Genomic DNA, 21,385 nt, shown 5'->3' on the forward strand with positions numbered 1-21,385 from the left:
GTGATCCCCGCACCGCCGGTGCTAATTTCGGCCGTATGACATCCGCGACTCCGGAGGAACACGTGCCCGCGGGGCAAGGGGCGATCTCCGGGTAAAGCCAACCGGCCTGTTCACTCTTGTCGCCGTTCGCGGTTCGGTGTTCGCCGGTCGTCGGCGCTGCTGCAATTCCCATGGCCGCACGCCGTTGTCTCCCAGGGTTCCCGGAAGCGGAGAGCGCGGGCTCATATCGCGAGGAACCGTCTTGCTGTCTTCTTTCGGAGTGCTACTGTGAGCCGTTCTGGAATGACCCCGGACGAACTGCGGGAACGTCTGGCTCCGCTGCCGCGGCACGAGCGGCTGGAGATTCTCCTGGGGCTCGTCTGCGGCAAGGTCGCCGAACAACGGGAAACCGGCGACGCGCGGTCCATCGACTCCCACACTCCCTTCCGCGCGCTCGGGCTCGTCCGTGACAAGGCGGCGGCTCTGCTGCGGAGTCTCACCGCGGCCACCGGTGTTCCGCTCTCCTCCGTCGCCGTCTTCGACCACCCCGACCCCGCCGCGCTCGCCGCTCATCTGCTCACCCGGCTCACCGGCCCGGAAGAGGAACTGGCGGAAGGGGACAGGGCGGAAGAGGGCAGGGCGGAAGAGGAGAGGACGCAGCGCCGGCCGGTGGCGCGCGGCCATACCGGCGGCCGGGCCGAAGACCCCATCGCCATCGTGGGAATGGCCTGCCGCTTCCCCGCCGGGATCAACTCCCCCGAAGAGCTGTGGGAGTTCCTGGAGCAGGGCGGCGACGCCGTCACCGGCTTCCCGGTGGACCGGGAATGGGACGTGGCGGGCATCTATCACCCCGACCCGGAGCACATGGGCACCTCCTACACCCGTTCCGGAGCCTTCATCGGCGATGTCGCCGACTTCGACGCGGACTTCTTCGGCATTTCACCCCGCGAGGCCGTGGCGATGGACCCACAGCAGCGGCTGCTGCTGGAAGTGGCCTGGGAAGCGGTCGAGCGGACCGGAATAGCGCCGCACACCCTGCGCGGCAGTTCCACCGGGGTCTTCATCGGCACCAATGAGCAGGATTATCTGTCGCGCTTCTTCCAGCCCCCCGAGGAGAGCGAGGGATTCCTCATCTCCGGCAACGCGGCGAGCGTCCTGTCCGGCCGCGTCTCCTATGTGCTGGGCCTCCAGGGCCCGTCGGTGAGCGTGGACACCGCGTGCTCCTCCTCCCTCGTGGCCCTGCACCAGGCGTGCCGGTCGCTGCGCGACGGGGAGTGCGACCTGGCGCTCGGCGGGGGAGTGGCGCTGATGTCCTCACCCGGCGCCTTCATCGACTTCGCCCGCAAACGGGTGCACGCCGCCGACGGCAGGTGCAAGGCGTACGCGGACACCGCCGACGGCACCGGCTGGGGCGAGGGAGCGGGGGTCCTCGTACTGGAGCGGCTGGCCGACGCCCGCCGCGCCGGTCACCGTGTCCTCGCCCTGATCCGCGGCACCGCGGTGAACCAGGACGGCGCCTCCAACGGGCTCTCCGCGCCCAACGGTCCCTCCCAGGAACGGGTCATCCGGCAGGCGCTCGCCGACGGCGGGCTGGAGCCGGGCCAGGTGGACGCGGTCGACGGCCACGGCACCGGCACACCCCTCGGCGACACCATCGAGGCACAGGCGCTGCTGGCCACCTACGGCCGGGGCCGGGACGGGGACCGGCCGCTGTGGCTGGGGTCGATCAAGTCCAACATCGGGCACACCCAGGCGGCCTCGGGCGTCGCCGGCCTCATCAAGATGGTCAAGGCCATGGAGCACCGGTGGCTGCCGAAGACCCTGCACGTCGACATCCCCTCCCGGCGGGTGCCGTGGGACTCGGGCGCGGTGCGGGTACTGGACAGCGGCCGCGCCTGGCCCGAAGGCGAGGAGCCGATGCGGGCCGGCGTGTCGTCCTTCGGCGTCTCCGGGACCAACGCCCACCTCGTCGTCGAGCAGCCACCCGCGGTGACCGCCACGCGGCCCACCACCGACCCCGCGTCCGCCACCGCCGTGCCATGGGTGCTGTCCGCCCGGACCGCCGACGCCCTGCGGGAACAGGCCGGGCGGCTGCGGACCACGGTGGCGCGGAACCCCGCGGCCTCCGTCACCGACATCGGAGCGGCCCTGGCCACCACCCGCTCGCCCTTCACCCACCGGGCGGTGCTGGTCGGATCGGACCGGGAGACCTTTGAGGATCTCCTCGCCGCCGTCGAGCGTGGCGAATCCGCCGAGAACGCGGTGACCGGCGCCGCCCGCCCCGGCCTCGGCCGCCCGGTGTTCGTCTTCCCCGGACAGGGCGCCCAGTGGCCCGGGATGGGCGCCGACCTCCTCGACTGGTCGCCCGCCTTCGCCCGCGCCCTCCGTGCGGTCGACGCCGCCTTCGCACCCCTGGTGACCTGGTCGGTGGAGGACATCCTGCGGCAGCGCCCCGGCGCGCCGTCGCTGGACGAGCCCGAAGTGCTCCAGCCGGTGTCGTTCGCGGTGTCGGTGGCCCTGGCCGAGCTGTGGCGGGCCCACGGTGTGGAACCGGCCGCCGTCGTAGGCCACTCCCAGGGCGAGGTGGCCGCCGCGGTGGTCGCCGGAGCCCTCGGCCTGGAGGACGCCGCCCTGATCATGGTCGTCCGCACCCGGGCCCTGATGCGGCTGCTCGGCAACGGAGCCATGGCGGCGGTGGACCTGCCCCTGGACGAGGTGGAGCGCCGGCTCGGCGGCTACGACGGCGAGATCTCGCTCGCGGCCGTCAACGGCCCCACCCAGATCACCGTCTCCGGCGCCCCCGAGGCCGTCGATGCCCTGCTGGCGGAGGTGCGCGCGGAAGGCGTCCGGGTGCGCAAGATCCGCGGCGCCGCCGCCGCGGGCCACTCCGCGCAGGTCGAGGCGTTGCGCGAGGAACTGGTCTCGGGACTGGCCGCCGTGACGCCGCGTTCGACGCATATCCCGTTCTACTCCTCGGTGACCGGGGAGCCGGTGGACACCGCGCGGCTGGACGCCGGGTACTGGTACGACAACGCCCGCCGGACCGTGCGCTTCGACCTGGCCGTACGGGCCGCGATGGCCGAGGGGCACACGGCGTTCCTGGAGGCCGGTCCGCATCCGCTCCTCACCGCGGCCGTCCAGGACCTGGCGTTCGACGCCCGGGTCGCGGCGGTGGCCGCCGGCTCGCTGCGCCGGAACGAGGACGGCCCCATGTGCTTCCGGCGCGCCGCCGCCGAGTTCTACGCGGCCGGGGTCGACGTCGACTGGACCACGGCCTTCCCCGACCCGCCCCGCACCCGCGTGGACCTGCCCACCTACCCCTTCCAGCGGCGGCGCTTCTGGCTCAAGGCCGCGGCCGCCGGCCCGGCACCGGCGGCAGGCCCGCCGTCCGCCGCCGCGGACCCGGCACGGGATTCCTTCTGGCGCGCCGTCGAGGACGAGGACCTCACAGCGCTCACCGGTGTCCTCGGCATGGCCGGCGACGGCCGGGCCGTCGCCCTCGCGGACGCCCTCCCGGCCATGGCCACCTGGCACCGGCGCCACCGTACCGACGACTGGCGCTACCGGATCGCCTGGGAACCCCTCGGGCCGGCGCGCCCGGACCCCGCGGGGGACCGCGGCCCCTGGCTCGTGGCCGTACCGGCGGAATACGCCGAACACGCCGTCACCCGGGCCGTGGTGGACGCGGTGCGCGGGCGCACCGAGACGGTGCTGACCCTGACGGTCGAGGCCAAGGACGACCGGGCGTCCCTCGCGGACCGGATCCATGACCTCCTTCCCGGCCAGCCGCTCTCCGGCGTGGTGTCCCTCCTCGCGCTGGACGACGACACGCCGTCCGAGGCCGCCCCCGGCGTACCGGCGGGCACCGCGCACACCGCCGCGCTGACGCAGGCGCTCGGGGACGCGGGGACGGACGTGCCCCTGTGGCTGATCACGCGGGGCGCCGTCGCCACCGGCGACGGCGATCCGGTGACCCACCCCGTCCAGGCGCAGACCTGGGCCCTGGGCCGGGTGCTCGCCCTGGAGCACCCCGACCGGTGGGGCGGTGTGATCGACCTGCCCGCCGAGCCGGGCCCGGCCGCGGTGCGCACCCTCACCGCCCTGCTCGCCGGTGGCGACGACGATCAGCTCGCCGTCCGGGACGCCGGTGTGTTCACCCGCCGCCTGACCCGCGCGGCGGACGCCGCGCCGGGCACCGCCGGATGGCGCCCGGACCCCGACGGCACGGTCCTCGTCACCGGTGGCACCGGTGCGCTGGCCGGTCATGTCGCCACCTGGCTGGCAGACCAGGGCGCCGGACACCTGATGCTCGCCAGCCGGCGCGGCCCCGAGGCCCCGGGCGTGGCGGAACGCGTGGCCGAGCTCAGGGCCCTCGGCGCCGAGGTCACCGTGGTCGCCTGCGACATGCGCGACCGGGAGGCGGTACGCGACCTGCTCGCCGCCGTCCCCGGGCGCCACCCGCTCACCGCCGTCGTGCACTGCGCGGGGATCGGCCGCCTTCAGGCCCTGGCCGACACCACCCCACAGGACTTCTCCGACGTCTTCGCCGCGAAGGCCGAGGGCGCGCGCCATCTGCACGAACTCACCGAGGAGATGGGCATCCGCCTGGACGCCTTCATCCTCTTCTCGGCCGTCTCCGCGGTGTGGGGCGTCGGCCGCCAGGGCCACTACGGAGCGGCCAACGCCTATCTGCTCGCGCTCGCGGAGCACCGCCGGAGCCGGGGCCTCGCCGCCACCGCGCTCGCCTGGACCGGCTGGACCGGGGGCGGTATGGCCGTGGAGGACGCCTCGCAGGAGACCCTGCGGCGGCACGGCCTGCCCGACGGCGCCTTCGACCGCCTCGGCATGACCAAGGAGGAGGCCGCCGCCGAGACCGGAGAGCTCTGGGGGCTGCGCGGCATCGACCCGCGGACCCAGCTGGAGGTCCTGCGCACGGCTCTGGACCGCGGCGACGCGGTCACCATGGTGGCCGACGTGGACTGGGAGCGGTTCACCACCGGATACGCGTCCGCGCGCCGCCGGCCGCTGCTGGCCGGGATCCCGGAGGCGCTGGCGCTGATGGAGCGCCTCGACGGACCGGGCACCGAGCCGACCGGCGAGGGCGACGGCTCCGGCGCGCCGCAGACGCCCGAGGACTGGCAGCGCGGCCTGGCCTCCGTCACCCCGGAGGAGCAGCGGGCCCGGGTCCTGGAGCTGGTCCGCGACCGGCTCGCCGAGGTCCTTGGACACGGCTCGCCCGAGGACGTCGACCCCGACCGCCCGTTCCTCGAGATGGGCCTCGACTCCGTCTCGGCGGTCCAGCTGCGCAACCGCCTCGGCACCGCGGTGGGTCTGCGGCTGCCCGCGACCATCGCCTTCAACCACCCGACCCCGCGCGAACTCGCCGGATACGTATGGTCCAACGTGGCGCCGCCCGCCGCCGGGGCCGACGGCGCCGCGACGGAGGGCACCCCCGCCGAAGCCCCGGCCGCCGCCCCCACCACGGCGTCCGACGACACCCTGGTCCAGCTCTACAACTACGCCTGCGCCCACGGCCACGTGGACGAGGCGGTGAAGATGCTGTACGTCGCGGGACAGCTGCGCCCCGCCTACTCCGCCCCGGACGAGCCGGCCTCCCGCCCCGTACCGGTGCGTCTGGCGGAGGGCCCGGACCGGCCCTCGCTCATCTGCCTCACCCCCTACGTGGCGCCCGCGGGCGCCCACCAGTACGCGCGCTTCGCCGCGCCCTTCCGGGGCGTCCGGGATCTGTGGGCGCTCTCCCACCCCGGTTTCGCCAAGGGCGAGCAGCTCCCCGCCGACCTCGACACGCTCTTCGCCACCCAGGCGCGGACGGTGCTCGACACCGCGGGGGACACGCCGTTCGTGCTGCTCGGCTACTCCTCCGGTGGCTGGGTCGCCCACGGCACCGCGGCCCGGCTCGAGGAACTCGGCCGCCCGCCCGCCGCGGTGGTGATGCTGGACAGCTTCAGCCTGCGCCACCGCGAGGACAACCGGGTCTTCTCCACGATGATGAACCAGCACCACGAGCGGGAGGGAGACCTGGAGGTCCCGCCCGAGGAGCTCACGGCCATGGGCCGCTACCTGCCGATGTTCCACCAGTGGAGCGACATCCCCGCCCTCTCCGTGCCCACCCTGCTGGTACGGGCCGAGGAGCAGGCCGTGCTCAACCCCGAGACCGGGGCCGTCACACCGCCGCCGGAGCACGTGGACATCACGGTTCCGACCCCCGGCAACCACTACTCGATGATGCAGGAACACGCCCCGCGCACCGCCGAGGCCGTCCGGACGTGGCTGGCGGACACCTTCGCCGCCCGATGAGCCCGCACGGGCCCGCGCTCTGTTTCCCGCGCCCCGTTTCCCGCGGTCCGCGCCCTGTCGTCCGCGGCACCTGAACACCGCACCTGAACGCAGCATGTGAATGAGGAGCCTCTTTCATGGTCAAATCCCTCTACGAGCTCGGTGAACTGCCCCCGCTGGGCGAGGTCCCCCAGCAGATGTACGCCTCCCTCATCCGGCAGGATCGCTTCGGGGAGCCGGTCAAGGCGTTCCGTACCGAGGTGGTCGACGTCCCGGCCGTGGGGCCCGGCCAGGTGCTGGTCTATGTGATGGCCGCGGGCATCAACTACAACAACGTCTGGGCCGCCAGCGGCCAGCCCGTCGACGTCATCGCCGCACGGCAGAAGTTCGGTCTCCCCGAGGACTTCCACATCGGCGGTTCGGAGGGCTCGGGGGTGGTGTGGGCGGTCGGTCCCGGTGTCCGCCACGTCCGGCCCGGAGACCAGGTGGTCCTCTCCGGAGGGCAGTGGGACGAGACGGCCGAGGACATCCGCCTCAGCGGCGAGCCCCCGTTCTCCAGCTCCGCCCTGGCCTGGGGGTATGAGACCAACTACGGCTCCTTCGCCCAGTTCTGCCTGGTCAACGAGGTCCAGTGCCACCCCAAGCCGGAGAACCTCTCCTGGGAGGCGGCGGCCTGCTTCATGCTCTCGGCGCCCACCGCCTACCGCCAGCTCTTCGGCTGGGCGGGCAATACGGTGCGCCCCGGCGACCCGGTGCTCATCTGGGGCGGCGCGGGCGGCCTCGGCTCCAGCGCCATCCAGCTGACCCGGATGGTCGGCGGCATCCCCATCGCCGTGGTGTCCGACGACCGGCGTGCCGAGTTCTGCCTCGAACTCGGCGCCCGGGGCGTCATCAACCGCAATGACTTCGACCACTGGGGCCGGCTCCCGGACGCGGACGACGAGGAGGGCATGGCCCGCTTCCTGCGCGGCGCGCGGGCCTTCGGCAAGAAGATCTGGGAGATCCTCGGCGAGCGCGCCGCACCGAGGATCGTCTTCGAGCACAGCGGCCAGGCGACCCTGCCCACCTCCGTCTATCTGTGCGCCACCGGCGGCATGGTGGTGATCTGCGGCGGCACCTCCGGCTACAACGGCGACATCGACCTGCGCCACCTCTGGATGCGGTCCAAGCGGCTCCAGGGCTCCCACGGCGCCAACACCCGGGAGTTCCGCGAGGTGACCAAGCTGGTGAGCGAGGGCGTCCTCGACCCGTGTCTCACCCGCTGCGACGACTTCGAGGGAGTCGGCCGGCTGCACCAGCTGATGCACGACAACACCCACCCGGGCGGCAACATGTCCGTCCTCGTCAACGCCCCCGAGCGCGGCATGAACACCCTGCCTGCCTGATCGGGCCACCCATACGCCCAGGAGAAGACCGTGCACCAACCCCCTCATGCCGCCGAGCGGCCGGTACCGGAGCCGGGGGCGGCACCCGCCCCCCGCACCGTCCATCCGCTCGAGATGGCGAACGGCACCAGACTGTGGCTCGTCACCGGATACGCGCCGGTGCGCCAGGCGCTGTCGGACCCCCGGTTCGCCAAGGACTCCTGGCAGATCATGCGGATCCTGCGGGAGCGCCGGATCCAGGCCCATCAGGAGATCTTCAGCCAGGCCCTCAGCCACCACATGCTCAACACCGATCCGCCCGAGCACCACCGGCTGCGGCACATGGTGAACAAGGGCTTCACCCAGCGCCGGGTGCAGCGGCTGCGGCCCCGTATCGAGCAGATCACCGATCAACTGCTGGACGCCGTCCAGGGGCAGGACTCGGCCGACCTCATCGACGCCCTGGCCTTCCCGCTGCCCATCACCGTGATGTGCGAACTGCTCGGCGTGCCGGAGGAGGACCGGCGCACCTTCAGATCCTGGACCAACGCCTTCGTGCTGGCGGTCGAGCCCGAGGTCTTCAGGGACGCGAGCGTCTCCATGGACGCGTACATCCGTGAGCTGGTGGCCGCCAAACGCGCGGCGCCCGGGGACGACATGATCTCCGCCCTCGCCACCGAGGACAGCGAGTCGGCCCTGGACGACGAGGAAATCGCGGCCATGGCCGTGCTGTTGCTCGCGGCCGGTCACGAGACCACCGTGAACCTCATCGGCAACGGCGCACTGGCCCTGGTGACCCACCCCGACCAGTTCGCCGCCCTGCGCGCCGACCGCTCCCTGCTGCCCGGGGCCATCGAGGAGTTCCTGCGCTATGAGAGCCCGGTCAACCAGGCGACCATGCGCTTCACCAAGGAACCGGTCGAGATCGGCGGCGTGCTCATCCCCAAGGACGAGTTCGTGATGGTGAACGTCGACTCCGCCAACCACGACCCCGAGCGGTTCCCCCAGCCCGGCCGGCTGGATCTGAAGCGGGAGGCCCGGGGCCATGTCTCCTTCGGGCACGGCATCCACTTCTGCCTCGGCGCGCCACTGGCCCGGCTGGAGGCCGAAGTCGTCTTCACCAAGCTGCTGGACCGCTTCGAGACGATCGAACTCGCAACTCCGGTGGCCCAGCTGGAATGGCGCAGCAGCACTCTGATGCGCGGGCTGGAAAGCCTGCCGCTACGCATGGCATAAGCCGGAACATGGACAACTCACCGCTATCGGCGGGGCGTTGTTGGCAGCTTGTGTCCGCAACTCTTGAATCCCTTGTTCGGCCGAACGTAATGTCCTGGAGCGTCGGCCCCAACAAATGCGAAGAAGGCAGAGGAAGAGCATATGAGCGCACTTGTGCAGGAGCGCCGCGATGACATCAAGGAAATCGTCTGCGACATCCTTGAAATCGATCCGGAGGAATTGACGGACAGCAGCCTTCTGAAGGAGGACCACGACGCCGACTCCCTGCGGGCCATCGAGATCCTGGCCGCCCTGGAGAAGACGTTCGAAATCTCCATCGACCAGGCGGAGATGTCGCGCATGGTGAATCTCGACGGGATTTATGCGGTGGTCGCCGAGGCGAGCGGCAAGTAAGCGGAACGGACTTCGATCGGCCGGCCGGGAGTTGAGGAGAGAGCGGGAACATGCGGAGCGAGGCCCCTCACCGAGTCGTCGTCACCGGTATGGGAGCGATATCCAGTATCGGCATCGGAACGGCTGACTTTCTCACCGGACTGCGCTCCGGACGCAGCGCGGTGCGGCCCATCTCGGCGTTCGACACCGAGGGATTCGCCCACGCCATGGGGTGCGAGGTGACGGGCTTCGCCCCCGAGGACCACATCCGCAACGTCCCCCTGCACACGCTGGGCCGGGCGGGCCAGTTCTCGGTGTCGGCCGCCCGGATGGCCGTCGAGGACGCCGGGCTGGACGAGGCGGATCTGCGGGCCCGCCGGGGCCTGACCGCGATCGGCACCACCGACGGCGAGGCCCGGGACATGGACCGGCTGGTCGAGACCGAGGTGTCGAAGGGGCCCGAGGCGATGGACCCGGTGGTGGCCGAGCGGGTCACCGCGGGCCGGCTGTCGTCGGCGGTCGCGCGCGAGCTGGGCCTGCGCTCGGTGGAGGCGGTCACCCTGCCCACCGCCTGCGCCGCCGGGAACTACGCCATCGGCTACGGGTACGACGCCATCAGCTCCGGGGACGTGGACTACGCGCTGTGCGGCGGCGCCGACGCGCTCTGCCGCAAGACGTTCACCGGCTTCTACCGGATCGGCACCATCGCGCCCGAGAAGTGCCGGCCCTTCGACAAGGACCGCCAGGGAATACTCACCGGCGAGGGCGCAGGCGTTCTGGTCCTGGAGAATCTGGAGTCCGCCCGGGCGCGGGGCGCGCGCATCCACGCCGAAGTGCTCGGGTTCGCCTTGAACTGCGATGCGCACCATCCGGTCGCACCCGATGAGGACAGCGTGGCCGACTGTATGCGGCTCGCGCTGGAGAATGCCGGAGTGGGGCCCGGAGATGTCGATTTCATCTCCGCCCACGGCACCGGGACCCGGGCCAACGACGTGACCGAGGCCGCCGCAGTGCGCCGGGTGTTCGGGGCGGACACGGCCCCGCGCACGACTTCCATGAAATCGATGCTCGGTCACAGCATGGGAGCCGCCAGCGCGCTGGCCTCGATCGGCTGTGTGCTCGCCATCGTCGAAGGGTTCATCCCGCCCACGATCAACCATGTCGAGACCGACCCCGAATGCGGCCTCGACTGCGTGCCCAATGAGGCCGTCGCCGCCAAACCGAGAGTCGTGCAGAACAACGGCCTCGCCTTCGGAGGAAACAACGCTGTGCTGATCTTGGGCAAATACGAGGAGGAACAGACGTGGCACGGGTGAACGACCGCACGCGACGGTCCCGATGAGCTGGGCGATAACCGGCACCGGTGCGGTGGCCAGCATCGGGAGGGACGCCGACGAGGTCTTCGGCGCCCTCTGCGCGGGGCGCAGCGGACGAGCCCCGCTGCGCGGCTTCGACAGCCGCGCCTACCGGGCCGCACACGCCTACGAGATCGACGACCGCCCCGCCGACGGCACCGATGTGCCGTCCCGCGCGACCGCCTGGCTGTTGCGGGCGGTGGCCGAGGCACTGCGCGACGCCGGTCTTGGCGAGGATCTCTCCTCCACCCCGGTGATCGTCGGCACCGGACTGCGGGAGCTGCGGTCCGTCGAGCTCAAGTGGTGCGAGGACGCCGACTTCGACCTCGGCGGACTCCACTTCGGGACCGCCCTGCGCGAGCGCTTCGGGGCCACCTGGACCTACACCATCTCCAACGCGTGTTCGGCGTCCCTGCACGCCCTGGCCATGGGGAGCGACCTGCTCACCGCGGGCACCGCCGAGGCGGTGGTGGTGGCCGGTGTGGACACCATCACGGCGAGCATGTTCGGGCTGCTGGACCGGGTGCAGCTGGACCCCCCGGACCGGGTGCGGCCCTTCGATCAGAACCGCCGGGGCACCCTCATGGGCGACGGCGCCGCGGCCGTGGTGCTCACGCGGGAGGACCACCCCGCGGCCCGCCTGGCCAGGGGCCGGCTCCGGGCCGCGAGCATGAACTGCGACGCCTCCCACCCGACCGCACCCGACCCGGCCGGTATCGCCCAGGCCATTCGCCTGGCGCATGAGCAGGCCGGTATCAAGGCCGACGACGTCGACCTGATCCTGCTGCACGGCACCGGAACCGCCCTCAACGACGAGGCGGAGGCGACGGCCCTGTGCGACGTCTTCGGCAGCGGGATCGGCCGGCCGCTGATGACGGCGGTGAAGTCCATGACCGGGCACACCTCGGGCGGATCGGGACTGCTCGGCCTGATCGTCGCCGCCCGAGCGCTGGCCGCGGGCCGGGTCCCGCCGACCATCGCCCTGGACACCCCGGCCGGGGTCGCCGGGCGGTTCCGCTTCGCGACCGGGCCCACCCCGCCGGAGGAGGCGGAGCGGCTGCGGATCGCGCAGGTCGACGCGTTCGGCTTCGGCGGGGTCAACGCGGTCGCCATCGTGGAAGGAGTGGCCGCGTGACATCCGCATCTGACGCCGTCGTGACCGCGCCTGACGCTGTTGTGATCGCATCTGACGCCGTCGTGACCGGCGTCGGCCTGGCGCTGCCGGGCGCCCGCCACGCCGCCGACCTGCTGCGCACCACCCGGGGGCCCGCCGAACCGGTGGACCCCGGCACCCTGATCGGCCGCCGGGGCCTGCGCTACAAGGACCGGGCCACCCAGCTCGCCCTGTGCGCCGCACAGGACGTCCTGCGCTCAGCCGGGCTGCTGCCGGCCGACGGCGAGGGCCGACTGACCGTTCCCGGGGACTCGGTCGGCGTCGCCGTCAGCTCCAACCTCGGCAACCTGGACACCGTCTGCGAGGTGGCCTCGGCCATCGCGGTGGAGACGACCTCACGCATCAGCCCCATGGCGCTGCCCAACGCATCGAGCAATGTGATCGCCTCCTCGGTGGCGATGCAGCACGGGCTGCGCGGCCCCAACCTGATGTTCTGCAACGGTCCGACCTCCGGGCTCGACGCGGTGTACTGGGCCGCGGCCCTGGTCGCCGCCGGCCGGTGCGACCGGATGGTCGTCATCGGCGTGGAGACCGTCAACCCCGTGGTGGAAGGGCTGCTCGGCGAGCCGGCGGAGCGACTGCTGGACGGCGCCGTCGCCCTGGTCGTCGAGAGCGGTCCGGCGGCCCGCGCCCGCGGCGCGCGTCCGATGGCTGCCCTGGGGCCGTACACCCGGCAGGGAAGTGTCCGGGCCGTGGTCGAGCGGGTGCTCCCCGAGGGAGACCCCGCCCCCGGTATCTGGTTCACCTCCCAGGAGAAGCCCCCGGCCCTCGGCTCGCCAGGCTTCCCCGACGCGCCACGCCATGACCCGGCCGGAGTGTTCGGACGGGCCGACGGCGCCCTGGGCGTGCTCCAGTGTGCCGCCGCCGTCGGCCGGTTCGGCACCCACCCCACCGGAACGGCGCTGATCACCACGGGCGACGACACCGATGACGCGGTCGCGGGCCTGCTGCTGCGCCCCGCCCGGGAGGAGCGCCCGTGAGCGTGGACCCCGGCCGGTACGCCACCCCGGTACGCCGGTCCGGTGGCGACGCGGAGCAGCAGCCGGTGATCGTGCGGTGCGCCCGGCGGGCACTGGCCCCCGACCCGCTGCCGCTGCGGGTGCTGCTGCTGCACGGGCTGTGCAGCAACGCCGGTGTCTGGGACCCCTTCCTGCCGCTGGCAGACCCGCGGTGCGAGCTGTGGACCGCCGACCTGCCGTGGCGGGGCACCGGGGTGCACGGCTGGACCGGACTCCCCGTCGAGACCTGGGCCGATCAGGCGGTGGCCGCCGTACCGGGCGGGCCCGACGTCGTCATCGCGCACTCCTTCGGCACCAGCGCCGCGCTGACCTGGCTGGACCGGTGGAGCACCGGCGGCGCGGACACCCGGGGGCCGAGCGCCGTGGTGCTCGTCTCCCCGCTGTACCGGGCCACGGCCGAGGAGTTCGACTGGAACTCGCTCGCCTACTACGTCAACAACTTCGACCGGATCCTCATCGAGGGCATGCATATGGGGCCCAGCAGGCGTCTCCCCGAGGAGCGCCGGCACACCATCGCCATGAAGATCCGCGATCTGGTCAGCCCCTACGGGTGGTTCCAGTTCTTCGGCACGTATCTGCGGATGCCGCAGATGCGCACCGAACGGATGACGATGCCGTTCCTCCTCGTCAGCGGCGGCGAGGACATGGTGGCCGCCCCCTCCGACGCGGAAGGGCTCGCCAAGTCGCTTCCCGACGCGTCCGTGCACGTCCTGCCGTGCCACGGACACTTCCCGATGGTCACGGCGGCCGAAGAGTTCGCGGACCTCACCAACACGTTCCTGCGGACCCGGCTGCCGGGTCCGCCGTCAGGATCCCCTCACCTCACCATGGAGCACAACCGATGACCACCGACACCGAGCCCGTGCTGGAACCGCTGCTCGGCAAGAGCACGCAGGTGGCCCTGCGGCCCCGGTACGAAGGCTCGAACATCTGCACCTGGATCGGGTTCAAGCACGTCAACTACCTGATCGAGGAAGCCGTTCTCGAGCACTTCCGCAGCGCGGGGATGCCCGCCCGGGCCCTGTTCGAGGACTACGGCCTGGGTCTGGACCTCGTCGGCCTGGACACCCGCATCCTGCACGCCCTGCACATGGACGACCTCGTGGATACCCGGGTCGAACCGGCGACCAAGGACACCGACGACGTCCTGCGCTTCCGGGCCACCCTGACCCTGGAGCGGGGCGGGCAGCGGCTCAAGGCGGCCACCTCCAAGGTCGCGGTCTCCCTGCGGCGCGGCGACTTCCTGCCCCCCGAGGGGGAGCCGCCGGCCGAACTGGCCCGGTTCGTGGTGTCCAGGCTGGGCACCGGGCAGGCGCAGTCACCCCCCGCCGCCGTGCCCGCCGACGACCGCGCGCTCTCCCTCGGCCGGGGCACGACCGGCGACGACCCGGTGCTGGACCAGCTGACCTCCGGGGAGAACGCCTTCGGCTGGAAGTGGCGCATCCCGTACCCGTACTGCCACTTCAGCGAGCGCATCCAGATGTCCGGCTACCTGCGCCAGATGGAGGAGGTGGTCGACCTCTTCCTGGCCGACCGGGGCATCTCCATCAAGCAGCTGCTCGTGGACCGCAAGTGGATACCCGTCGTCCCGCACTCCTCCGTCCACGTCCTCGACGAGGCGCTGATGGAGGAGGACCTCTACACCGTCTACACGGTCGAGGACGTGTTCAAGGGCTTCACCTACACCTCCCGCATGGACTGCTACGTGGTGCGTGAGGGCCGGCTCGTGCGGACCGCCACCGGCACCATCACCCACGGCTACGCGGAGATCGAGAGCCGCCACGACTGGTCCCTGGTCACCTTCGACGACCGCGTCCTGCGCGCCCTCGGCGGCGAACCGGCCACCGGCTGACGGCCGGGGCACGGACGGACGCTGACGGACCGGACGCCGACGGACCCGGAGACATCTGAAGCCATGAACGAGTACCTGCTGATCGAAAGCGGCGGCCCGCCGGCCGGCCCGGGCAGTCACCGGTTCGCCGGCGACGCCGCCCAACTGGTGCGGCAGGGCGAGGACGTCGTGCTGCTCCTGGTCGAGAACGGCGTGGCCGGGGCGGTGCGGGGAGCCATGCCCGAACTCGACGCCCTGCTGGGAAGCGGCGGCGAGCTGTGGGTGGACGCGTTCTCCCTGCGCCAGCGGGCCGTTGACGCCGAGGATCTGGTGCCCGGCGCCCGGCTGGTGGAGATGCGGGACGTGGCGCGCAAGCTGCTGAGCCCCACGGTGCGAATGGTGTGGCACTGACATGGTCTTCGCCGTCCGGCACACCGATGTGATGCTGAAACTGCTGGGCACGCCCCACCAGTCCGACCTGGTGACCAGCGCGCTCCGGCTGGCGCAGGCCCTGCTGGACGAGGGCGCCGCCGTACAGGTCTGGGCCTGCGGCGACGCCACCGCGCTCACCTGCGCCGCCTTCGGCGACAGCAAACCCGTCAACGTCGCCGAGCGCACGGTGGACCACCCCTCCACCGGCACGGTGATACGGGAACTGCTCACCGCCTACCCCGACCGCCTGGACTGGTACGTCTGCCGCTTCTGCTGTGCGGAGCGTGGCAGGTCCGAGCAGATCTCCGAGGTGGTCAAGCGCCCGCCGAGCCAGTTCTGGCAGCACGTACGGGCCACCGACAAGGTCGTGGCGATGGGGGTCTGCTGAACCGTGGCCACGAACGACAACACCCTGCTGATCATCGAGCGCGCCCATCGGGGCGCGGTCGAGACCCAGTTCGCCGACACCCTGTTCTTCGTCCGTGAGCTGCACCGGCAGAGCGGCGGCCTCCATGTGGTGCTGCGCGGGCTCGCCGCCTCGTACGCGGTGGACACCACGTACGAGGCGGCCCTGCGCATCGCCGGGCGGACGCTCGACACGCTCCCCGACCCGCGCCGGCTGCTCCGGCAACTCCTCGAAGACGGCGCCACCGTGTTCGTGGAGGAGGCCGATCTGTCCGCGCTGGGCGCCCGCGCGCGGGAGCGGTTGCTCCCCGGAGTGCGCCTCGTGGCCGGGGCCGAGCTGGTGAGCCGCTGGTCCGACTACGAACGGGTGTGGTTCTTCTGACCTCCGCCCGCTCCCACCCCCATCCGCCCCCGCCCGCGCCCGAAGGAAACAACCGTCCATGGTCTCCACCGACACGGCCGGCAGCCCGGTCATCTCCGCCTGGTCCGCGATCTCCCCGCTCGGGCTGGACAGCGCCGAGTTCTCCCGGGGGCTGGGCTCCGGCCGAAGGGCCGCGGTCCGGCTGGACCGCGAGGAGTGGCAGGTGCCGTATCAGGAGGCGTGCCTGGTCCCCGGCTTCGACATCCGGGGGCTGCTGGGCCGCAAGGGCACCCGCTCGATGGACCGGATCACCGGCCTGGCCGTGGTCGCCCTTGGCCGGCTGCTCGCCACCGGCGACGACGCCGGGCGGCTGCCGGGGATCGACGAGGGCACCGGCCTGGTGCTGGGCACCAGCACCGGAAGCGCCCAGAGCATGATGAACTTCACCCGGGACTCCCTGGTGGGGAGCCGCCCCTATCTGGTCGACCCGGCGCGCTTCCCCAACACCGTGATGAACTGCGCCGCCGGGCAGTCGGCCATCTGGCACCGCCTCAAGGGCCCCAACACCACGATCGCCGGGGGCAGGGCCACCGGACTGCTGGCGCTGCGGTACGCGCTGCGGCTGCACCGGGCGGGCCGTGCGCGGACCCTGTTGTGCGGCGCGGTCGAGGAGTTCTCCACCGCCCGCGCCTGGCTCGCCTGGCACGCCCGGGGAGTCACCGGCGACGCCGGGCGGCATGACGCCGTCCTCGGCGAGGGCGCCGCGGTGTGGCTGCTCGAGGATGCCGAGGACGCCCGGGCCCACGGCCGGCGCGGTATCGCGGAGGTCATGGGGCTGGAGTTCGGCTTCGCCGAGGACCACTCGGCGATCCGGCCGGTGCTGGCGAACTGTCTGCGCCGGCTGCTGGACCGGTCGGGCCTCGCCGCGGACGGCATCGACGCCCTCGCCGACACCCAGTTGGCCGGGCCGGACGGCGACGCGGAGCGCGCCGCCGTCGCCGAGGTGCTCGGCACCCGCCTTCCGCCCCGGGTGGCCTGCGCCGATTCCATCGGCGACACGTTCGCGGCCTCCGCCGCCTTCCAGATCGCCGCGGTGCTCGCCCGCGCCGGATCCGGGGAGGCCGACGCCGGGGCCCGGACCGTCCTGATCACTTCCGCCGAGGCGAACGGGATGGTCGGAGCCGCCCTGCTGAGGCTCGCAGGTTCATGACCCCGTGCGCCATGTCCGATGGCGAACCGCACTCGATGGCGAACCGCAACTCGACGCGAACCTCAACCGATGGAGAGGCGAGGCACGATGCCCGACACTCAACCGACCCCCCTCGACCTGGAAGACCTGCGGCGCACCATCGCCGAGGTGTTCTGCGTGGACCCGGGCGAGGTGACCGACGAAACCCGCTTCGTGGAGGATCTGGGCGGCGATTCGCTGCTGGCGCTCGAGGTGATCGTCGCCCTGGAGAAGAAGTACACCGTGCGGTTCGCGGAGTCGGATGTGCGCGCGCTGACCACGCTGCCACGGACCTACGACGTGCTCGCGGACAAGCTCGGAGCCCACGGATGAGCCCGGTGTGCACTCCGGTTGCGGGCCGGATCGAGTACGGCACGGCCCCGGACGGGACCACACGCGTATCGATGACCGTCGGGCCCGAGGAGCCGGTGTTCCCCGGCCACTACCCCGGGTTCCCGATCTTCCCCGGCGTCTGCGTCATCGAGTTCCTGCACCGCGGAGCGCTGGCCACCGCCCCCGGACCGGACCGCGCCTGGGCCCTGTCCGGCATCGAGAGCGCGCGGTTCATGAACCCCGTCCTCCCCGGCGACACGCTCACCGCCGATCTGACCTGGCGCCGCGACGACGCGGGCGGGCGCTGCTCCGCCTCGGTCACCGGCCCGCGCGGCACCATCGCCCGGATCGCCCTCCGCTTCGAGGCCGAGGGGGCGCGGTGAGCGAGACGTCCGCCGGTGCCGCCGAACTCAAGCGACGGCTTCCGCACCGACACCCGATGCTGCTGCTCGACCGGGTCGTCCAGGTGGAGCCCGGCGCGCGGCTCACCGCCCGGAAGGCCGTCACCTGCAACGAGCCCTGGTACGAGCGCCTCGCCGACGACGCCGCCGAACGGGACCACGACTACCCGGCGGTGCTGCTCGTCGAGTCCTGCTGCCAGGCCGCGGGCCTGCTCGCCACCTGGGACGCCCCGGTGCCCGACGCGCGGGGCGGTCGCGTGATGCTGTTCGGCGGCATCTCGGGTGTCCGGTTCACCGGGCGGGTGCGCCCGGGCGATGTGGTGGAACACCAGGTGCGGCTGACCCGGAGCTTCGCGGACACCGTGATCTTCGAGGGGCGGAGCACGGTCGGGGACGAGACCGTCATGGAGATCGAACAGCTGGTCATCGCGTTCCGGCCGGGATCCGGGCTGGCCACGGCCACCCCGGCCACGGCGGACCGGGCTTGAGGGGAGACGGACGACATGACCGGCACCGACAACCGGGTGGCCGTGGTCACCGGTGGTACGCGTGGCATCGGACGGGCCACGGTGCTGCGCCTGGCGCGCGAGGGGTACGACGTGGCGTTCTGCCACGCCTCACCCGATCCGGAGCCCGGCGCACTGCTGGCGAAGGAGGTCGAGGCGCTGGACCGGCGGGCGATGGCCCTGCGGACCGATGTCTCGGACGCGGAGGAGGTGCGCCGGTTCATGGTCGCCGTCCAGGAGGAGTTCGGCCCCGTCGACGTCACGGTCACCTCCGCGGGCATCGTCCGCGACAATCCGCTGCTCCTCATGAAGGACGAGGAGTGGCACCAGGTCCTGGACACCAACCTCGACGGCACCTACCACGTGTGCCGTGCGGCCGTCTTCGAGATGATGAAGCGCCGGCGGGGCTGCATCGTGAACATCTCCTCGGTCGCCGGAGTCCACGGACACCCCACCCAGACCAACTACTCGGCCTCCAAGGCCGGGATCATCGGGTTCACCAAGGCGCTGGCCAAGGAGGTCGGCAGGTACGGCATCCGCGCCAACGTGGTGGCACCCGGATTCATCGAGACCGACATGACCGCCGCGCTGGCCGACAGCGCCCGCGCGGACGCCGCGAAGAAGATCCCGCTGCAGCGCTTCGGACGCCCCGAAGAGGTCGCGGACATGGTCGCGTACCTGGCCTCGGCCGAGTACGTGACCGGAAGCGTGCTGCAGATCGACGGCGGCATCGTCATCTGAGGAAAGGCCGGCCATGCCCCGGAGGGACCGTACGCCCCGCTTCTACTTCTCCCTGCGCAGCCCGTACTCCTGGCTCGCCTACCGCCAACTGCGCGACGAACACCCGGAGGTGGCCGACGCCATCACCTGGCGGCCCTTCTGGGAGCCGGACGCCCGCAGCCTGCTGATGCTGGAAAAGGCGGGCGGCGGCTTCCCGTACGTCGGCATGTCCCGCGCCAAGCACCTCTACATCCTCCAGGACGTGCGCCGGCTGTGCTCCGAGCGCGGGCTCGAGCCCGCGTGGCCGGTCGACCGGGACCCGGTGTGGGAGGTCCCGCATCTGGCCCATCTCGCCGCGGTGGACGAGGGGAAGGGCCCGGAGTTCATCGAACGCGTCTACCGGGCCCGCTGGGAGGAGGGCAGGGACATCTGCGCACCCGCCACCATCGCGGAGGTGGCCGCCGAACTGGGGCTGCCCGAGGACCGCCTGGCCGGTGCCGCGGACGACGACGAACTGCGGGTACGCGGGGTCGAGGCGCTGTCGCGGGTCGACGCGGACGGCGTGTTCGGCGTGCCGTTCTTCATCCATGGCTTCCACAAGTTCTGGGGTGTGGACCGGCTCGCCCCGTTCATCGCGTCGGTGACGGGCGCCGCGCCGGGGCGGCCGGTCACCGAACCGCCCGACGCCGGGCCGTCGGACACCGCACCGCCCGCCGCGGCGCCGGGCCGGGGCGGAGACCAGGGGCACGCGGGCGGCTGCGGCTGACCGCGACCCGACGATCGGCGAAGAGGAACCGATGAAGGAACAGAACCTTGGCTCGGCGGCGGCGGTCCACTACTGGGCCCGAACCACCGGGGACACCACCGCCATCGTGTACGAGTCCACCCGGATCAGCTACGGGACGCTGTCCGCCCGGGTGCGCTCGCTGGCGGCGGCCCTGTCCGACGGCGGGGTGCGCACCGGCGACCGGATCGCCTTCCTGGGGCGCAACGGCCCGGCGCTGCTGGCGGCGGCGCTGGCCGCGGCCCACCTCGGAGCGGTCTTCGTACCGCTCAACGTCCGGCTGGCCGGAAGCGAGGTGGCCCACCTCCTCGGCGACTGCCGCCCCCACACCCTCATCGCCGAGGACGCCGGCCGGCCCCTGGTCGACGGCATCGCGGACACCGTGCCCGTCCAGCGGTTCCTGCTCGCCGACGGCGGCCCCGCCGCTTCCGGGACGCACCCTCGTTGGAAACCACTGCCGATGCCGGAGCCTACGGAAACGGCGGACGCCGCGCCGCCGGTCGCGGTCCGGCCCACCGACCCCGCGGTCATCATGTACACCTCGGGCACCACAGGGCGGCCCAAGGGGGCGGTGCTCACCCACGGCAATCTGTGGTGGAACCACCTCAACACCGCCGCCGTGATCCGCACCCGGCTGGGCGACCCCACCCTGGTGCTCGCGCCCATGTTCCACATCGCCGGGCTCAGCGGCTTCACCCTGGGCTCCCTCATGCAGGGCGGGACCCTGGTGATCCGGCGCTCCTTCTCTCCCGAGCAGTGCCTGGAGGACCTGGTCGAGCACCGGGTGGCCAATCTCATCGCGGTGCCGACGATGTTCGCGGCCATCGCCGCGACGGCCGGTTTCCCGCGCGCCGACCTCTCCGCGCTGCGCGCCGCGATCGTCGGCGGGGCCCCGGTGCCGCCCACCCTGGTCCGCGACTACCTCGCCCACGGCATCCCCCTGCACCAGGCATGGGGGATGACCGAGACCGCGCCACTGGCCAGCCATCTGCCGACCGAACTGGTGGCCGCCCACCCCGACGCGGCCGGATTCCCGCTGCCCCACACCGAGATACGGCTGGTCGATCCGGCCACCGGCGGTGTGGTCACCGAGCCGGAGGCGGCCGCGGAGATCTGCGTCCGGGGGCCCAATGTCTTCGCGGGCTACTGGAACAACCCGGAGGCGACCGGGCGGGTGCTGGACGACGCCGGATGGTTCCGGTCCGGGGACATCGGCCGCGTCGACAAGAACGGTCTGCTGTTCATCGTGGACCGGCTCAAGGACGTCATCATCAGCGGCGGGGAGAACATCTACCCCGCCGAACTGGAACGGCATCTGGCCGAGTACCCCGGCGTGCGCGAGGTGGCCGTGGTCGGGGTGGAGCATCCGCGGTGGGGCGAGAGCCCGGTGGCGGTGCTGTGCCAGGACGGGGACGGCCGGGCCACCCTGGAGGAGATCCGGGCGTTCATCGGGCAACGGCTGGCCCGGTACAAGCTCCCCACGGCCGTTCACCATGTCGACGCACTGCCCCGGAATGGCAGCGGAAAGGTGGACAAAGCCGCCTTGCGCAGCCAGGTGCCCGGCGGACAGCGGCCATGACACCCCCCT

At 72.3% G+C, this 21,385-nt stretch carries 19 protein-coding genes; all 19 read left to right on the forward strand.

Annotated elements, in window-relative coordinates; translation table 11 throughout:
• Positions 1–267: 267 nt before the first annotated feature.
• Positions 268–6,297, forward strand: coding sequence for a type I polyketide synthase (locus tag LIV37_RS44460; protein ID WP_148717931.1), 6,030 nt, complete (start codon positions 268–270; stop codon positions 6,295–6,297).
• A gap of 116 nt (positions 6,298–6,413) precedes the next feature.
• Positions 6,414–7,661 carry a crotonyl-CoA carboxylase/reductase gene (gene ccrA / locus LIV37_RS44465; protein ID WP_020873625.1) on the forward strand — a complete coding sequence of 416 codons (1,248 nt, stop codon included), beginning with the start codon at positions 6,414–6,416 and terminating at the stop codon, positions 7,659–7,661.
• Between the two features lie 30 nt (positions 7,662–7,691).
• Entirely contained in the window at positions 7,692–8,876 is a 1,185-nt protein-coding gene (locus LIV37_RS44470) for a cytochrome P450 family protein (protein WP_020873626.1), read from the forward strand.
• A gap of 141 nt (positions 8,877–9,017) precedes the next feature.
• On the forward strand, positions 9,018–9,269 hold the full coding sequence (locus LIV37_RS44475; protein WP_020873627.1) for an acyl carrier protein: 252 nt from the start codon (positions 9,018–9,020) through the stop codon (positions 9,267–9,269).
• A 50-nt stretch (positions 9,270–9,319) separates the two neighbouring features.
• Positions 9,320–10,564, forward strand: a complete 1,245-nt coding sequence (locus LIV37_RS44480; RefSeq protein WP_020873628.1) for a beta-ketoacyl-[acyl-carrier-protein] synthase family protein — start codon at positions 9,320–9,322, stop codon at positions 10,562–10,564.
• A gap of 22 nt (positions 10,565–10,586) precedes the next feature.
• Complete coding sequence (locus tag LIV37_RS44485; protein WP_020873629.1) at positions 10,587–11,738, forward strand: beta-ketoacyl synthase N-terminal-like domain-containing protein; 1,152 nt, start codon at positions 10,587–10,589, stop codon at positions 11,736–11,738.
• Complete coding sequence (locus LIV37_RS44490) at positions 11,735–12,757, forward strand: beta-ketoacyl synthase N-terminal-like domain-containing protein (RefSeq protein WP_243146549.1); 1,023 nt, start codon at positions 11,735–11,737, stop codon at positions 12,755–12,757. The genes LIV37_RS44485 and LIV37_RS44490 overlap by 4 nt, the downstream gene beginning before the upstream one ends.
• Positions 12,754–13,641 (forward strand): alpha/beta fold hydrolase, encoded by an 888-nt coding sequence (locus tag LIV37_RS44495; protein WP_020873631.1) that lies wholly within the window; start codon positions 12,754–12,756, stop codon positions 13,639–13,641. Before LIV37_RS44490 ends, LIV37_RS44495 begins: the two co-directional genes overlap by 4 nt.
• Entirely contained in the window at positions 13,638–14,648 is a 1,011-nt protein-coding gene (locus LIV37_RS44500; protein WP_020873632.1) for an acyl-CoA thioesterase family protein, read from the forward strand. Before LIV37_RS44495 ends, LIV37_RS44500 begins: the two co-directional genes overlap by 4 nt.
• Positions 14,649–14,711: 63 nt before the next feature.
• Positions 14,712–15,038, forward strand: coding sequence for a hypothetical protein (locus tag LIV37_RS44505; RefSeq protein ID WP_020873633.1), 327 nt, complete (start codon positions 14,712–14,714; stop codon positions 15,036–15,038).
• Position 15,039: 1 nt separating this feature from the next.
• A complete protein-coding gene (locus LIV37_RS44510; protein ID WP_020873634.1) occupies positions 15,040–15,447 on the forward strand; it encodes a hypothetical protein in 408 nt (135 codons plus the stop codon).
• A 3-nt stretch (positions 15,448–15,450) separates the two neighbouring features.
• Positions 15,451–15,846, forward strand: a complete 396-nt coding sequence (locus LIV37_RS44515) for a hypothetical protein (RefSeq protein WP_020873635.1) — start codon at positions 15,451–15,453, stop codon at positions 15,844–15,846.
• Between the two features lie 58 nt (positions 15,847–15,904).
• Positions 15,905–17,035, forward strand: a complete 1,131-nt coding sequence (locus LIV37_RS44520; RefSeq protein WP_020873636.1) for a beta-ketoacyl synthase N-terminal-like domain-containing protein — start codon at positions 15,905–15,907, stop codon at positions 17,033–17,035.
• A gap of 87 nt (positions 17,036–17,122) precedes the next feature.
• The gene (locus LIV37_RS44525; RefSeq protein WP_020873637.1) at positions 17,123–17,386 is read left to right on the forward strand and encodes an acyl carrier protein; all 264 of its coding nucleotides are present in this window, start codon (positions 17,123–17,125) and stop codon (positions 17,384–17,386) included.
• Between the two features lie 5 nt (positions 17,387–17,391).
• Positions 17,392–17,769: a 3-hydroxyacyl-ACP dehydratase FabZ family protein gene (locus LIV37_RS44530; protein WP_243146548.1), complete on the forward strand. Its 378-nt coding sequence runs from the start codon at positions 17,392–17,394 to the stop codon at positions 17,767–17,769.
• Positions 17,766–18,275, forward strand: coding sequence for a 3-hydroxyacyl-ACP dehydratase FabZ family protein (locus tag LIV37_RS44535; protein ID WP_020873639.1), 510 nt, complete (start codon positions 17,766–17,768; stop codon positions 18,273–18,275). The genes LIV37_RS44530 and LIV37_RS44535 overlap by 4 nt, the downstream gene beginning before the upstream one ends.
• Positions 18,276–18,290: 15 nt before the next feature.
• Positions 18,291–19,034: a 3-oxoacyl-[acyl-carrier-protein] reductase gene (gene fabG, locus LIV37_RS44540; RefSeq protein ID WP_020873640.1), complete on the forward strand. Its 744-nt coding sequence runs from the start codon at positions 18,291–18,293 to the stop codon at positions 19,032–19,034.
• A gap of 13 nt (positions 19,035–19,047) precedes the next feature.
• Positions 19,048–19,779 carry a 2-hydroxychromene-2-carboxylate isomerase gene (locus LIV37_RS44545; protein ID WP_020873641.1) on the forward strand — a complete coding sequence of 244 codons (732 nt, stop codon included), beginning with the start codon at positions 19,048–19,050 and terminating at the stop codon, positions 19,777–19,779.
• 31 nt (positions 19,780–19,810) lie between these two features.
• Positions 19,811–21,376 carry a class I adenylate-forming enzyme family protein gene (locus tag LIV37_RS44550; RefSeq protein WP_020873642.1) on the forward strand — a complete coding sequence of 522 codons (1,566 nt, stop codon included), beginning with the start codon at positions 19,811–19,813 and terminating at the stop codon, positions 21,374–21,376.
• Positions 21,377–21,385 lie beyond the last annotated feature (9 nt).

The organism is Streptomyces rapamycinicus NRRL 5491 (genome assembly GCF_024298965.1).
Lineage (GTDB): Bacteria > Actinomycetota > Actinomycetes > Streptomycetales > Streptomycetaceae > Streptomyces > Streptomyces rapamycinicus.